We start from the raw sequence: 14031 nt of genomic DNA on the forward strand, positions 1-14031 counted from the left end.
GCCGCGCTATCGCTCGGAGGGCTCGTAAACCGATCCCGGCAGATCGTGGCCCCAGAGGCGGAAGCGCTCGGAGAAATGGCTGCGCACGCCGGTGGCGGTGAAGTGGCCAATGATCTTGTTGTCCGGCGTCAGCCCGTCGCGCTGGTAGCGGAAGACCTCCTGCATCGAGATCACGTCGCCCTCCATGCCGGTGATCTCGGTGATCGAGGTCATGCGCCGGCTGCCGTCCTGCAGGCGGCTGACCTGCACGATGACATGCACCGCCGAGGCGATCTGGCTGCGGAGCGCCTTGGTCGGCATGTCGATGCCGGCCATCGCGACCATGTTCTCGAGCCGGCTGATGCCGTCCCTGGCCGAGTTCGCGTGGATCGTGGTCATCGAGCCGTCGTGGCCGGTGTTCATCGCCTGCAGCATGTCGATCACCTCCTCGCCGCGGGTCTCGCCGACGATGATGCGATCGGGGCGCATCCGCAGCGCGTTGCGCAGGCAGTCCCGCTGCGAGATCGCCCCGCGCCCCTCGACGTTGGCGGGGCGGCTCTCCATCCGGCCGACATGGGTCTGCTGCAACTGCAGCTCGGCCGTGTCCTCGATCGTCAGGATCCGCTCGCTGTCGTCGATGAAGCTCGACAGGGCATTGAGCGCGGTGGTCTTGCCCGAGCCGGTGCCGCCCGAGACGATGATATTGAGCCGCGTCGCCACCGCCGCCTCGAGGTAGGTGGCCATCGCCTCGGTAAAGGCGCCGTAGCGCACGAGATCCTCGATGCCGAGCTTTTCCTTCTTGAACTTGCGGATAGAAACCATGCTGCCATCGACGGCGATCGGGCTGACCATGGCGTTGAAGCGGCTGCCGTCGGCCAGGCGCGCGTCGACGTAGGGGTTCGATTCGTCCACGCGCCGTCCGACGGCCGAGACGATCTTGTCGATGATCCGCAGCAGGTGCCGCTCGTCCTTGAAGGAGATGTCCGAGATTTCGAGACGCCCGTTCCGTTCGACGAAGACCTGGTGCGGGCCGTTCACCAGGATGTCGTTGACGCTGTCGTCCTTGAGCAGCGGCTCGAGCGGGCCGAGCCCCGTCACCTCGTCGTAGAGATCCTGGTTCAGGGCCTGCCGCTCTTCGCGGTTCAGGACGATCTCCTTCTCCTGCAGCGTCTCGTCGGTGATCGCGGCGATCTCGGCCTTGAGGTCGCTCTCGCTGGCCCGCTCCAGCGCGGCAAGGTTCAGGTTGTCCAGCAGCGCCCTGTGCAGGTCCAGCTTGATGTCGGCGAGGCGCTCGCGGCGGCGTTTGCCACGGTCGGCGGGCGAGGCCTCGGCCGGTTTGCGGGCGGCGCTGTCGCGGCGCAGCATCTTGCCGGCGCTCTCGGGGCGCGGGGCGGGCTGCGGCGCCTCGATCGGCGCGGCGCGCGGCGTGCGGGGCGCGGCGGCTTTGGGCCTGGCGGGCGGGCCGGGCTGGGGCTGGGGGTGCGACGGCACGACGGGCCCTGCCTCGGCTTCCGGCTCCTGCTCTTGGCTCTCCGCAGGCCGCTTGTACTTCGAGAACATCGACATCGCGGCTACCTCGCCTTCCGGGTGGGCTCGGCCTTGTCCTCGGTCGCGACGAGATCCTCGATCGAGCGGGCGAGGCGGGCGATCTCCTTGCGCAGGGCGTTGCGGGGCTGGCCCGAAGCGAGGGGCAGCCCCTGGTCGCAGGTCTGCGCGACCATCTTGCCGCCGTCCGGCAGCCGGACCTCGATCGATATGGAAAGGCTTTCCTCGAGCCGTTTGATGCGCGACTTGCCGTTGAGGTCGGCAAAGCCGGGGGCGCGGTTCAGGACGTAGCGAATCTTGTCGTAGGGCAGATCCTCGGCCTGCAGCGCGCGCTTGACCCGCAGCGTGTTCTGGGCCGAGCGCATGTCGATCTCGAGCGTGGCGAAGCAGACATGCGCGGCCTCGAGCACGGCCTCGGTCCAGTCGACGATGGGGCCGGGCATGTCGATGATGACGTAGTCGAACTCGGCCCGCGCCAGCTCGATCAGCCGGGCCACGTCCTGGGCGGAGACGAGGTCCAGCGGCACCAGCTCTCCGGGCGAGGTCAGCACGTGCAGCCTGTCTTGGCAGACCTGCATCGCCTGCAGGAAGCTGTCGCTGTCGACGACCTCTGTATCGGCCAGCACCTCGATCACCGCGTCGCGGCGGGACAGGTCGAGGTAGGTGGCGACGCTGCCGCGCTGCAGGTCGAGATCCAGAAGGCAGACCCTCGCGCGGTTCTTCTTGTCGAGGCCGGTCAATTCCCAGGCGAGGTTCACGGCAAGGGTCGTGGCGCCGGTTCCGCCGGCCATCGACTGCACCGCCAGAACCGCGCCGGCCCGGTCCTGCCGCGGCTTCATCGGGTTGCGCATCTCGGGCAGGGGAGGCGTGGCGGTATCGCCGCGCCCGCGCAGCCGGTCGATGGCCTGGGCAAGCTCGCCCTCGGGCAGGGGGTAGGGCACGAATTCGTTGCCGCCCTCGCGCAGCAGCCGGTGCAGGGAGGCGGGCGAGACCTCGTCGGCGATCAGGATCACCTTGATGCCGTGACTGCGGGCGGCGGCGATGATCTCAAGGATCAGCGGCAGATTCGACTCGTCGCCGGAGTTCAGCGCGACCGCCACGAACTCGAGGCTCTCGGCCTCGGGCTGCTGCAGGTAGGCGAGCGCCTCCTCGAAGCCGAGGTCGCCCCAGGTCTCGCCCAGGATCGCCTCCATGTCCTCGATCAACAGCTCGAAGTCCTGGACATTCCGGCTGATGGTGCAGGCGATGATGGGATCTTCTTGAGGTTGCACCGCAGCGCTGCTGGTCATGACCTTCCCCATCTCGAAACCTGCACCGGTCAGCCCGAGGGCCGCGACCTACGTACCGCGGCAAAACGAAAGCAAACGTTTAAGGGGTCTCGCCGCTGAGAGGGTCTTCGCCCCAAATGGTGACGACATTGGGGCCGAAACCCTGTTTTTGTGCGAATGGCAGAGACTATCCGCGGGGTCAGGGGGTGCTGGCGCTCGCCGCGGAGATAGCCCCGGTCTCGACCCCCAGCCGCGGTTCGGCCTGCGCGCTCTGGATGTAGTCGCGCATGATGACGGCGGCGTACTTGCCGTTCAGGACGTTCGGATGGCCGGCCATGAAGCCGTCGATCTCGGTCACGGTGCGGCGGTTGGCGCGCTCGGGCGCGGTCGTGGCGATCAGGGGGCGCGTCTCGCCGAAGGAGGCGACGGCCTCGAGCTGGGTGCGGCCGACACCCTGGCCGATCAGATAGGCGACGGCGGCCTGCGCGCGGCGCAGGCCCAGTGCCTGGTTGTAGGCAGGGCTGCCGACGAGATCGGTGTGACCGTAGACGCGGAAATGCGCCTCCGGGAACTGGCGGATCCAGCGGGCCTGCTGCGCCAGCACGGCCTGCGCCTGCGCATCCAGCGCGGCAGAGTTGAAGGCGAAGGTGATCGTCGTCGGCGCCTCGGCGGCGAATCTCTGCTGCAGCGTGCCCAGCGGGCCGGCCTGTCCGCTTTGCACCGCGACGTTGGTCATCACGGCGCTGCCGAAGCCGGCCCCGGGCGCAGGATCGCCAACCCCCTCGGCGCAGCCGGCGAGGGGCAGGAGGCAGAGGGGCAGGAGGCGAAGGGCGTGCATGGTCTGCCTCAATCCAGGACGTAGCCGTAGGAGCCGGAAAAATCCTGCCGCGCGATCTCGCCTGCGGCGCCGGCGGCGGGGGCCTCGGTCCGCCCGAAGAGGAAGAGGTCGCGCTCGGAGGGCGGGCGCACGCGGTCGGTCGGCAGGGCCAGCGCCTCGCCCCGCGTGGGGGTCACGAGATGCGGCGTGATGATGATCACCAGCTCCGTCTGCCGCCGCTCGTAGGAGGCGCTGCGGAACAGCGCGCCCAGCACGGGCACATCGCCCAGCCAGGGCACCTGTCCGCTGAGGTCGCTGAAGTCGTCCTGCAGCAGCCCCGCGATCGCGAAGCTCTCGCCGTCGCGCATCTCGACCGTGGTCGAGGTCTCGCGCCGGCGGAAGGCGTCGATGGTGAAGCTGCCCGAGGTGAAGCCGTTCGATGAGTCGATGGAGCTGACGGCGGCGCGAAGCTCGAGGTTGATGAGATCGCCGTCCACCACGGTCGGAATGAAGGTCAGCTCGACCCCGAAGGGCTTGTAGTCGACGCTGACGGCGCCGTCCTCCTGGCTGATCGGCACGGGGTATTCGCCCCCCGCCAGGAAGCTCGCCTCCTGGCCCGAGAGGGCGGTCAGGTTCGGCTCGGCCAGGGTTCGGACCACGCCGCGGCTTTCCAGCGCCTCGAGCAGCAGGCCGATCTCCACCCCGCCGGCATTGAAGCCGAAGAGGGTCGAGCCATTGCTGGTCCCGCTGGCGGGTAGCGCGCCCGACAGCGCGCCGGTGCGCCCGGCGTTCGAGCTGAGCGTGTTGGTGCCCGCCGAGAGGCCGAGATCGCCGCCGAGGGCCGTTCCGCCCAGGGCGAGAGAGGAAGAGAGCGACTGGCTGACGCTGCGCGACATCTCCGCGAAGCGGACGCGCAACATCACCTGCTGCGTGCCGCCGACGCTCATCAGGTTCGACACGCTCTCGGGGGCATAGCGCTGCGCCAGCTCCAGCGCGCGGTCGAGCCGGGAGATCGAGCTGACGGTGCCGGAGAGCACGATGCCGTCGTTCGCGGTGCGCACCTCGATCGGCTCGCCGGGCAGGATCTGGGCCAGCCGCTCCTTGAACTCCTCGATATCGGGCGTGACGTGCACATCGACGTTGGAAAGCAGGTTGCCGTCGGCGCCCAGGATCGTCAGCGTCGTCCGGCCGGGCGTCTTGCCCAGCACGTAGATCGTGCGATCCGAGAGCGACGAGATATCGGCGATGTTCGGATTGGCTATCGAGAGCTCGGCGAAGGGCCTGTCGCTCTCGACGACGACGGCACGGTTCATCGGCACATCGAGCGGACGCGCGTTGTTGCCCTGCAGCACTCGCAGGGACTGTGCCTGGACCAGTCCCGGGGCGGCCGCGATGCAGAGCGCGACGCCCATGAGGCCGGCCCGAAGGGTGCGGCGGTTGATCATCTGGCCTGCTTTCCTCGTGCCCGCCAATGCGGGCCATGCCGCGGGATTGATCCCGTCGTTGCGGAAATCCTGCCCCGCGGCGGTCGCTGTTGCAACGCTTTCGACCCGAGGGCCACCCGGTCTGTGGAGAAGCGGCAACATGGCCGCGGCAAGGATCGCTTCCGCTGCGTCAGTCGGTGCAGGGAATCTGCACCTCTACGACCTCGGAGGCGCGCCGCGTGCGCACCGTGCAGACCTCGGGCGCGGGGGCGGCCTGCGTGACGACCTGGGGCTCGGGCTCCGGCGCGACGAGAGGTTCGGGCAGGCCCAGAAGGCGGCGCTGGTCGACCTCCAGCGCGTAGGCGACGGTGTCGTCCTGCATGCCGACCAGCGAGAGCGACAGCGACCCCGAGGATTGCGCCTGCGCGAGGTTGGCGACCTGCTGCGGCGTCACCTCGACCGTGACGGTGCGGGCCACCGCCGCCTCGTTGCGGGATTGCTCTGCCGTCTGGTCGACGGCGACGATCGGCAGGTTCGTCTCGATCAGCTTGGTCACGTCCTCGCGGCTGCCGATCCCGGTCTCGATCGCGCCCGTCCAGTAGACGTCGACCTGATCGCCCGGGTGCAGGAAGCCCGAGACGCCGGAGGTCGCATCAACGCTGATCGCGAAGGCCCGCATGCCGGGGGCAAGGCGGGTGGCGATCCCGGCGCTCGCGCCCGGGGCGGTGACCTTGCCGGCGAGCACGGGCTCCTTGGCGTAGATCGGGCGCAGCAGGCTTCGACTGCCCTGCGCATCCTCGGGGAACAGCGCCTCGAGCGAGGCGAAGGTCCCCTCGGGCATCGCCGTCTCGACGTAGTCGATCAGCATCACGTCCTCGGGGGTCAGCACCTCGCCATAGGCCATGTCGCGGGTCACGGCGACGACGGCAACCGTGGGAGAGCGCTGGGCCGCCTCGGCCCGCTCGAGCGCGATCGCCGCCTCCTGCTCCTGGAAATGCCGCTGGACCATGAGGACCGCGAAGCCGGCCAATCCCAGCCCCACTGCGAGCACTAGCGCGAAAATGAGACGCATCGTCGGACCCTCATACCAGTTACTAACCGGAGGGGCCGTCGCCCTCCATCCCGTCGAGAAGCGACCTCACCTTCTCGGGCAGGCCGTCTGTTTGCCGGAGGGCGGTCTTCTCGACGGCCAGTGCCACGCCGACGGCAAGAGCGATCACGGCTGCGCTGAGGACGACCCAGTCGACGGTCACGGCGCCATCCTGTCGTCTTGCAAAGCGGCCGATCAGGTTCATCACACTACAGGGCTTTCTCTACGCCGCGTTCTGCGGGTGGTCTGGCCTGAAAGGCCGGAATCGAGGTCACCGGAGGCCGCTTTTTCAAAGCGGCTTTCAAGGCGACCCGAAAAGCCTGACCCGCGCCCTCGGGGCAGGCGCCGCCGTTACTGCTGGTCGAGGTTGGCGTTGCCTTGGACGGTGTTGGTCTCCAGCTCGGTCTTGATATCCTTGGCCATCTCCTCGGCCCCGCTCTGGATAGAGCCGGCGACGGCGATTCCAAGGCCGACGACGGCGGCCGTCAGCACGACCCAGTCGACGGTGACAGCACCGTCCTCGTCGTTGCAGAAGGTCTTGATGTAGTTCAGCATAGGCGTGACTCCTCGTGGCCGGTCTCGGTTCAGCGCTGTCCTGCGCGTTACTGCCATCCCGGCCGGACTGATGACCGTCTGAAAGACAGAATTTCTCGGGCCCCATATAGGGGTGGGACTGTGGCGCGATTTGGGCGCCATTCGCGCATTTTTGTAGCCTGCCCCTGCGGGCGTTTACGGTCTAAGTCATTGTAAAATATAGGTTCCGTAAAGTGACAGGTTGTTTCCGGATCGTTGCCTCACACTGTCTGTTGCGCGCTATTGCACGTCAGGCGAAGTCAATGGCGCACAAGGGAGTCGCGCCTCTGGACCGGGCATGGTGGCTGCGCGATGCTCTGGGCGCGGCAAGGGCGGTGGCACGGACAGGGGTATGAGCAGAAGCAGGAGGGGCATCTTGGCGGCTTGCGTCCTGGCGCCCTTGCTCGCCTCGGCAGCCGCGCCGGTGGCGCGGTCCGAGCCCGGCGGCGGGGACTTCACCTTTCGCAGCGTGACGCCGCCCTCGGCGGGCTCGTCGCGGCGAATCACGGTGCAGATCGCGCCTCGCGCGCCCGCGGCACCCGCCTCTCCCGCTGCGCCCGTCTCTGACGGCGGCGCGGCCCCGCGCGGGGCCGGCGGCTTCGCCTGGTTCTGGAGCGCGATCTCGCCGCAGCTCTCGGGCAGCGGGCCCGGACGGCTGGAGGTGGCGCTGCGCGCGCTCGACGCTGCGCCGGCGGGGCAGGGCGCCCCGGAGCCACGGCTGCAGATGCTGCAGGAGATCGCGCGCGCCCATGGCGTCGACATCATGCGCGCCACCATCGGCACACGGGTCTCGCCGGCCCTCGTCCTGTCGGTGATCGCGGTGGAAAGCGCGGGCCAGTCCCGCGCGGTCAGCGGTGCCGGGGCCCAAGGGCTGATGCAGCTGATGCCCGCCACCGCGGCCCGTTTCGGCGTCGCCAACAGCCTGATCGCGCCCGACAACATCCGCGGCGGGACCGCCTATCTTGACTGGCTGCTCGGCCATTTCGACGGCGACCCGATCCTCGCGCTGGCGGGCTACAACGCCGGCGAAGGCTCTCTGCGCGATGCGGGGGGCGTGCCCGACTGGCCCGAGACGCGGGGCTACGTGCCCAAGGTGCTTGCTGCCTGGCGCGTCGCGCGGGGCCTGTGCGTGACGCCGCCGGTGCTGATCGGCGACGGCTGCGTCTTCGCCGTCAACAACCTCTAGCCCGCAAAAAGCTCCTGCGTCTCCGGGTGCCGCCGCGCCCAGAGGGCGACGTAGCTGCAGGCCGGCACAATGCGAAAGCCCTGCGCCCGCGCATCCTCGACCAGGGCTGAGACGAGGCGGCCGGCGATGCCGCGCCCGCCAAAGGCCTCGGGCACGCCGGTGTGGGTGGCGATGCGCAGGGATCCCTGCGATGTATCCCGCGCCGTCCAGGTCAGCTCTGCCTTGGCGCCGCCGGGCAAGTCGATGATGTAGCGCCCCGCGGAGGCGTCTTCGCTGCGCCGCACCGGAAGGTCCTTCACCGCGTCATCCACCGCCTCAGTCCCTCGCCTGCGCGGTGACGGTCGGGATCTCCAGCACCACGCGTGTGCCGGGATCGTTGGGTTCGACGGTGATGCTGCCACCCATGCCGCTGGCCAGATTCTCGACGATGCGCCCGCCCAGAGAGCCGGGGCGCGGCCATGTCTCGCCCTCGGGCATGCCCTGGCCGTCGTCCGCGACGATCATCCGCAGCCCGTCCCCCTCGAGCGGTTCGATGCTGACGGTGATCAACCCGCTGTCACGCTCCTGGAAGGCATGCTGCAGCGCGTTGGTCAGCGCCTCGGAGAGCACGAGGCCCAGCTGCGTCGCGGTGTGCAGGGGGGCCCTCATCTCCGCGATGTCGAGGTTGACCCTCACGCCGGGGCGGCCGTCGATATGGGCGATGGCATTGGCGATGCGCGAGAGGTAGCTGCCCAGCGAGAGGCTGTCGCCGGAGCGGTCGCTCCCGGCTAGTGTCATCTCTTCATACAGCAGCTGCAGGCTTTCGACGCGCCGGGCGAGGGCGCCGAAGTCGTCGCGCCCCTCGGCCTGCCGGGCCTGCATGCGGATCATGCCGACGATCATCGACAGGTGGTTCTTCACCCGGTGCTGGATCTCGCGCAGGTGACGGTCCAGCACGTCGCCCGGCCCCTCGCGGGTCTCGGGCACCGGGATCTGAAGGCCGACGAACATCGCGCAATCGTCGCCCTCTTCGGTGATCGGCGAGAGGACGAGACGGTTCCAGAAGGGCTTGCCGTCGGCGCGGTAGTTCAGGATCTCGACCGAGATCTCCTCGCAGGCCTCCACCGCCGCGCGCAGCCGCGCGACGACCGCGGGGTCGGTGTCCTCGCCCTGCAGAAAGCGGCAGTTCCGGCCGACCGCGGCGCTGCGCGAGTAGCCGGTCATCCGCTCGAAGGCCTCGTTGACGTAGACGATCGGATTGTCGTCCTGCGCGGGATCCGTCAGCACCATCGCGATGCGCGAGCGCGAGAAGCCGGCCAGCGCCTGCTCCTTGTTCATGCCGCTCACGGATAGAGTGTCAGCCATGCGTCGTCCTTGGCAAAATTGAGCGCTCTTGCGCGCTGTCGTCTAGGCACCGGAAGAGGCGAAGCGAGGCCCGCGCGCCGCGACGGCCCCGGGCCGCACCGTTTCCATCACGAAAACGATACTACGATGGGAACCGCCCGCCGGGCTGTCAAGACTGGCCAGTCTCGTCCTCTGCCGGCTTCGCCGCCTTGCTGCGCCGGGTCGCTGTCTTCTTCGGCGCGGCCTGCGCTTCCTCGCCTTCGGCGGGTTTCGCCGAGGCCGCCTTGCTCTTGGCGGTCTTCGTCGTGGCAGCCTTCTTTGCCGGCGCCTTCTTGGCGGGGGCCTTCTTCGCAGTGGCCGTCTTCGCGGCGGTCTTCTTCGGCGCGGCCTTCTTGCGGGTCTTGCCGCCCTTGGCCGCCTTCTCGTCGACCAGCGCGATCGCCTGCTCCAGCGTCACGGTCTCGGGCTCCGTCTCCTTGGGGAGGGTGGCGTTCACCTTCTCCCACTTGACGTAAGGCCCATAGCGGCCCGGCATCACCGCGATGGCGCCGCCCGAGGGATGCTCGCCCAGCTCCTTGAGCGGCTTGGCTGCCTGGCCGCGTCCGCCGCGGCTGGCCGCCTTCTGCGCCAGAAGCTCCACCGCGCGGTTCATGCCGACCTCGAAGACCTCGTCCACGTCGGGAAGGTTCGCGTAGATCCGGCCGTGTTTCACGTAGGGGCCGTAGCGGCCGATCCCGGCCTCGACCTTCTCGCCGTCCTCGGGATGGGTCCCGATCTCGCGCGGCAGGTTCAGAAGGCGCAGGGCCTTCTCGAGGTCCATGGTCTCGAGCGGCCAGCCCTTCGGCACGCTGGCGCGCGGCGGCTTGGGCTGGTCCTCGGTCGGTTCGCCGCGCTGGACATAGGGGCCGAAGCGGCCGTCGCGCAGGCTGATCGCCTCGTCGTCGTCGTAGCCCAGCAGCCGGCCATCGGGGCCGATGGCGCTGTCATCCTCCATCCCCGGGGGGCCGAAGGGGCGGGTATAGCGGCACTCGGGGTAGTTCGAGCAGCCGATGAAGGCACCGCCCGAGCGCGCGGTGCGCATCGACAGCCGCCCCTCGCCGCAATGCGGGCACAGGCGCGGATCGCTGCCGTCGCCCGGATCGGGGAAGAGATGCGGGCTGAGCACATCGTTGATCTTCTCGAGCACGTCGGTGATGCGCAGCTCGCTCGTCTCGGCGAGGGCGGCGGAGAAGTCCCGCCAGAAGCGCCGCAGCACCTCCTTGTAGTCCGCGTCGCCGGCGCTGATGTGGTCGAGTTGATCCTCGAGGTCGGCGGTGAAGTCGTACTGCACGTAGCGGCTGAAGTAGGAGTTCAGGAAGGCCGTCACCAGCCGCCCCTTGTCCTGCGGGATCAGCCGGTTCTTGTCCTTCTCGACATAGCCGCGATCCTGGATCGTCGTGACGATCGAGGCATAGGTCGAGGGGCGGCCGATGCCGAGCTCTTCCATCCGCTTGACCAGCGTCGCCTCGGTGTAGCGCGGCGGCGGCTGGGTGTGGTGCTGCAGCGCCAGCGCGCCGCCATTGCCGGCAAGCACGGCATGGGGATGCGCCTGCATCTGCCCCGGCTGCACCTGCGGCGCGGGCACATCGGCGCCCTCGACGGCCTTCGCGAAGGCCTCTTGCAGGCCGTCGCCGGCGAACTTTGCCGCTTCGCCCTCTTCGATCTGCGGCAGCAGCGCGTCGTCGTCGTCGAGATCGACGTCATCGCGCCCCTCGACGTAGATGCGCAGGAAGCCGTCGAAGGCGATGCGCTGGCCGGTGGCGCGCAGGCCGACCTCGCCGTCGCCGCTCTCGATCTCGACCGTGGTCCGCTCGAGGCGCGCGGCCTCCATCTGGCTGGCGAGCGTGCGCTTCCAGATCAGGTCGTAGAGCTTGCGCTGATCGGGCTCCGAGATGCGCAGCGACTCGGTCGCGCGGCTCATGTCGGTGGGCCGGATACACTCGTGCGCTTCCTGCGCGTTCTTGGCCTTGTTCTTGTACATGCGCGGGCTTTTGGGGACGTAGTCCTCGCCGAAGCGATCCTTGATCGCGTCGCGCGCGGCCATCACCGCCTCGGGCGCCATGTCGATGCCGTCGGTCCGCATGTAGGTGATCAGCCCGGCCTCGTAGAGGCGCTGCGCCGTGCTCATCGTCTGCCGCGCGCCCATGCCGAACTTGCGGCTGGCTTCCTGCTGCAGGGTCGAGGTCATGAAGGGCGCGGCGGGATTGCGGGTGCCCGGCTTGCGCTCGACGCTCGAGACGGTGAAGGCGCGGCTTTCCACCGCGCGCACCGCCATCTCGGCCTGCGTCGCATCCTCGATGGTGAAGCGTTCGACCTTGCGCCCGGCCAGCTTCGTCAGCCGTGCCTCGTAAGTCTGGCCGCGGGCATTCTCGAACTGAGCCTTGAGCGACCAGTATTCGACCGGGCGGAAGGCCTCGATCTCCATCTCGCGCTCGACGATCAGGCGCAGGGTCACCGATTGTACCCGGCCGGCGGACTTCGCGCCGGGCAGCTTGCGCCAAAGCACCGGCGAGAGGTTGAAGCCGACAAGGTAGTCCAGCGCGCGGCGGGCGAGATAGGCCTCGACCAGCGGGCCATCGACCTGCCGGGGCTTCTTCATCGCCTCGGTCACGGCGGTCTTGGTGATCGCGTTGAACACGACGCGGCTGACCGGCGTGTCCTTTTTCAGCGCCTTGCGGTCCGTCAGGGCCTGCTGCAGGTGCCAGCTGATCGCCTCGCCCTCGCGGTCGGGGTCGGTGGCGAGGATCAGGTTCGGATCGGCCTTCAGCGCATCGGCGATCGCCTTGACGTGCTTGCGGCTGTCTGCGGCGATCTCCCAGCTCATGTCGAAGTCGTGATCGGTATCGACCGATCCGTCCTTCGGCGGCAGGTCGCGGACATGCCCGTAGGAGGCAAGCACCGTGTAATCGGCGCCGAGATAGCTGTTGATCGTCTTGGCCTTGGCCGGAGATTCGACGACGACGACTGGCATGCGCAACCTTCAGGGTTTGAGTATGACCGCGGGGGCCGTGGCGGGCCGGCACCATGTGGCGACGCCTCGGGCGATGTCAATGAAAGGTCCGGGGCGGCGCGTCAACGGGGGCAAGTCCCGGCAAGTCGCGGCTTCGGGTCCGAAAAGAGGGCAGGGGCGGGCTTCGACCGGCCCGCGATGCCGGGGCGGAGCGCCCTGCGAGGGGCGCCAGCCCCGGTGTCGCTGTACGTCTTTCGTCTCGGCGGCGCGCCGAGCCGATGCGGCCCGGCATCTTCGCCCGGGGGCAATGCGACACGGGCGCCCCGCTGCCTTTTCCGGCGGCGCCGGCCGAGGACCGAGGCCAGAGGGTGCAGTCTCGGTGCCCCCCATTCCGCGGAGGCCGAGCGGTTCCGGCCGCCTGCTCGGCTCTCTGGACCTCCAGCCCCCAGCGCACTGGCGCGCGTCAGTCGTGCCGCGACAGCAGCCCGCCGGGCTGGCGCAGGATCTGCCCCTCGAGTTCGAGATCGACCAGCGCCGGCGTCACCTCCCGCGCCGAGGCGCCCAGGTCGCGGATCAGCTGGTCTTCAGCCACCGGAGAGGGACCGAGGCGCGACAGGATCTTGCTGTGAAGCCGGGCCGCCTGCCGCAGGGCGCTGGACCCGCCCCGTTTGGACCCGCTCTGCGCTGGCTCCGGGGCCTCCAGCGGCGTCGCCTCTGTCTGCGCCGGTGGCGGCGCGTAGCGCGGCGCCTCCGGTGTCGCACGGAGCGAGAGCGGAGTGCGGGTGCTATCGGGCGCCTCGGCGGAGGAAGCGCGGGGCAGGGTGGGGGCCGGGTGCGGTCCCGCGTCCTGCACGGCGGGCATGTCCTTCACGGGCAGGGCGAGCTGCGGCTGCATCGGCGCCAGCGGCCCCAGCGCCTCCAGCACGTCGGAGGCGCTGCGAATCAGCGTGGCGCCGTCGCGGATCAGCATGTTGCAGCCCGAGGCGCGGGCGTCGAAGGGATGGCCCGGCACCGCCAGCACCTCGCGCCCCGCGTCCAGCGCGGCGCGGGCGGTGATCAGGCTGCCGGAGCGGGCTGCGGCCTCGACCACCACCACCGCGCGGGAAAGCCCCGCGATGATCCGGTTGCGCGAGGGGAAATGCCGCGCCTGCGGCACCAGCCCCATCGGCTGCTCCGACAGGCGCACCCCGCGCGCATCGAGGATCTTCCGCGCCAGCTCGGTATTTTCGGAGGGGTAGATGTGGTCCACCCCGCCGGCCATGACTGCGATCGTCCCGCCCTCCAGCGCGGCCTCGTGCGCGGCGGCATCCACGCCGCGGGCTAGGCCCGAGACCACGACCCAGCCGGCCTCGCTCAGTTCCGCCGCCAGCCTGCGGGCCATGCGCAGCCCGAGGGAGGAGGCGCCGCGCGCGCCGACAAGGGAGAGCATGGGCCGCGACAGAAGCGCCCCGCGCCCCGCGACCCAGAGCATCGGCGGCCTGTCGGCAAGATCGTCCAGCCCGGCGGGCCAGTCCGGATCGCCCGCGAGGATCAGTCGCGCCCCGGCCCGGCGCCCGGCTTCGATCTCTGCCAGGGCCGGGCCCTCGGGGCAGGGGCGATAATCCTCGACCCCGGCGGCCCGGGCCACCTGCGGCAGCGCCTCGAGCGCGGCGGAGGCACTGCCATGCTCCGCCAGAAGGCGCCAGTAGGTGGCCGGTCCGACCCGGCGAGAGCGCAACAGGCGCAGGCGGGCGAGCCTGTCGACTTCCGTGGTGGGTGGGAGTGGGGGGTGAGCGGAAGAAGGGGTTTCCCCGGCCATGACCACGCCTCGCCTGTTGCACGACCAGAGGTAGAATCG

At 69.6% G+C, this 14031-nt stretch carries 12 protein-coding genes; 1 reads left to right on the forward strand and 11 read right to left on the reverse strand.

What is annotated here, in order from left to right; genetic code table 11:
* Window positions 1-6: 6 nt before the first annotated feature.
* From DFP88_RS08595 to DFP88_RS08625, 7 genes are all read right to left on the reverse strand, one after another.
* The gene (locus DFP88_RS08595) at window positions 7-1539 is read right to left on the reverse strand and encodes a TadA family conjugal transfer-associated ATPase (RefSeq protein ID WP_110814211.1); all 1533 of its coding nucleotides are present in this window, start codon (window positions 1537-1539) and stop codon (window positions 7-9) included.
* An 11-nt stretch (window positions 1540-1550) separates the two neighbouring features.
* A complete protein-coding gene (locus DFP88_RS08600; protein WP_110814212.1) occupies window positions 1551-2813 on the reverse strand; it encodes an AAA family ATPase in 1263 nt (420 codons plus the stop codon).
* 178 nt (window positions 2814-2991) lie between these two features.
* Window positions 2992-3630: an OmpA family protein gene (locus DFP88_RS08605; protein WP_110814009.1), complete on the reverse strand. Its 639-nt coding sequence runs from the start codon at window positions 3628-3630 to the stop codon at window positions 2992-2994.
* Window positions 3631-3638: 8 nt separating this feature from the next.
* Window positions 3639-5054, reverse strand: coding sequence for a type II and III secretion system protein family protein (locus DFP88_RS08610; RefSeq protein ID WP_110814010.1), 1416 nt, complete (start codon window positions 5052-5054; stop codon window positions 3639-3641).
* Window positions 5055-5223: 169 nt separating this feature from the next.
* Window positions 5224-6105: a Flp pilus assembly protein CpaB gene (cpaB, locus tag DFP88_RS08615; RefSeq protein WP_110814011.1), complete on the reverse strand. Its 882-nt coding sequence runs from the start codon at window positions 6103-6105 to the stop codon at window positions 5224-5226.
* A gap of 22 nt (window positions 6106-6127) precedes the next feature.
* Complete coding sequence (locus DFP88_RS08620) at window positions 6128-6328, reverse strand: hypothetical protein (protein WP_110814012.1); 201 nt, start codon at window positions 6326-6328, stop codon at window positions 6128-6130.
* Between the two features lie 146 nt (window positions 6329-6474).
* Window positions 6475-6678, reverse strand: a complete 204-nt coding sequence (locus DFP88_RS08625) for a Flp family type IVb pilin (RefSeq protein ID WP_110814013.1) — start codon at window positions 6676-6678, stop codon at window positions 6475-6477.
* Window positions 6679-7048: 370 nt separating this feature from the next.
* Between DFP88_RS08625 and DFP88_RS08630 the strand changes: the two genes are divergently transcribed.
* Window positions 7049-7882 carry a lytic transglycosylase domain-containing protein gene (locus DFP88_RS08630; protein WP_110814014.1) on the forward strand — a complete coding sequence of 278 codons (834 nt, stop codon included), beginning with the start codon at window positions 7049-7051 and terminating at the stop codon, window positions 7880-7882.
* Here the strand turns inward: DFP88_RS08630 and DFP88_RS08635 are convergent.
* The 4 genes from DFP88_RS08635 to dprA form a co-directional block, all read right to left on the reverse strand.
* The gene (locus DFP88_RS08635) at window positions 7879-8193 is read right to left on the reverse strand and encodes a GNAT family N-acetyltransferase (RefSeq protein WP_245904744.1); all 315 of its coding nucleotides are present in this window, start codon (window positions 8191-8193) and stop codon (window positions 7879-7881) included. The two genes, DFP88_RS08630 and DFP88_RS08635, sit on opposite strands and share 4 nt — an antisense overlap.
* Window positions 8194-8197: 4 nt before the next feature.
* Complete coding sequence (locus tag DFP88_RS08640) at window positions 8198-9226, reverse strand: PAS domain-containing protein (protein ID WP_110814015.1); 1029 nt, start codon at window positions 9224-9226, stop codon at window positions 8198-8200.
* A gap of 148 nt (window positions 9227-9374) precedes the next feature.
* Entirely contained in the window at window positions 9375-12215 is a 2841-nt protein-coding gene (gene topA, locus DFP88_RS08645; RefSeq protein ID WP_110814016.1) for a type I DNA topoisomerase, read from the reverse strand.
* Window positions 12216-12657: 442 nt separating this feature from the next.
* The gene (gene dprA / locus DFP88_RS08650; protein WP_110814017.1) at window positions 12658-13992 is read right to left on the reverse strand and encodes a DNA-processing protein DprA; all 1335 of its coding nucleotides are present in this window, start codon (window positions 13990-13992) and stop codon (window positions 12658-12660) included.
* Window positions 13993-14031: the final 39 nt, after the last annotated feature.

The organism is Pseudoroseicyclus aestuarii, assembly GCF_003217255.1.
GTDB classification, from domain to species: domain Bacteria; phylum Pseudomonadota; class Alphaproteobacteria; order Rhodobacterales; family Rhodobacteraceae; genus Pseudoroseicyclus; species Pseudoroseicyclus aestuarii.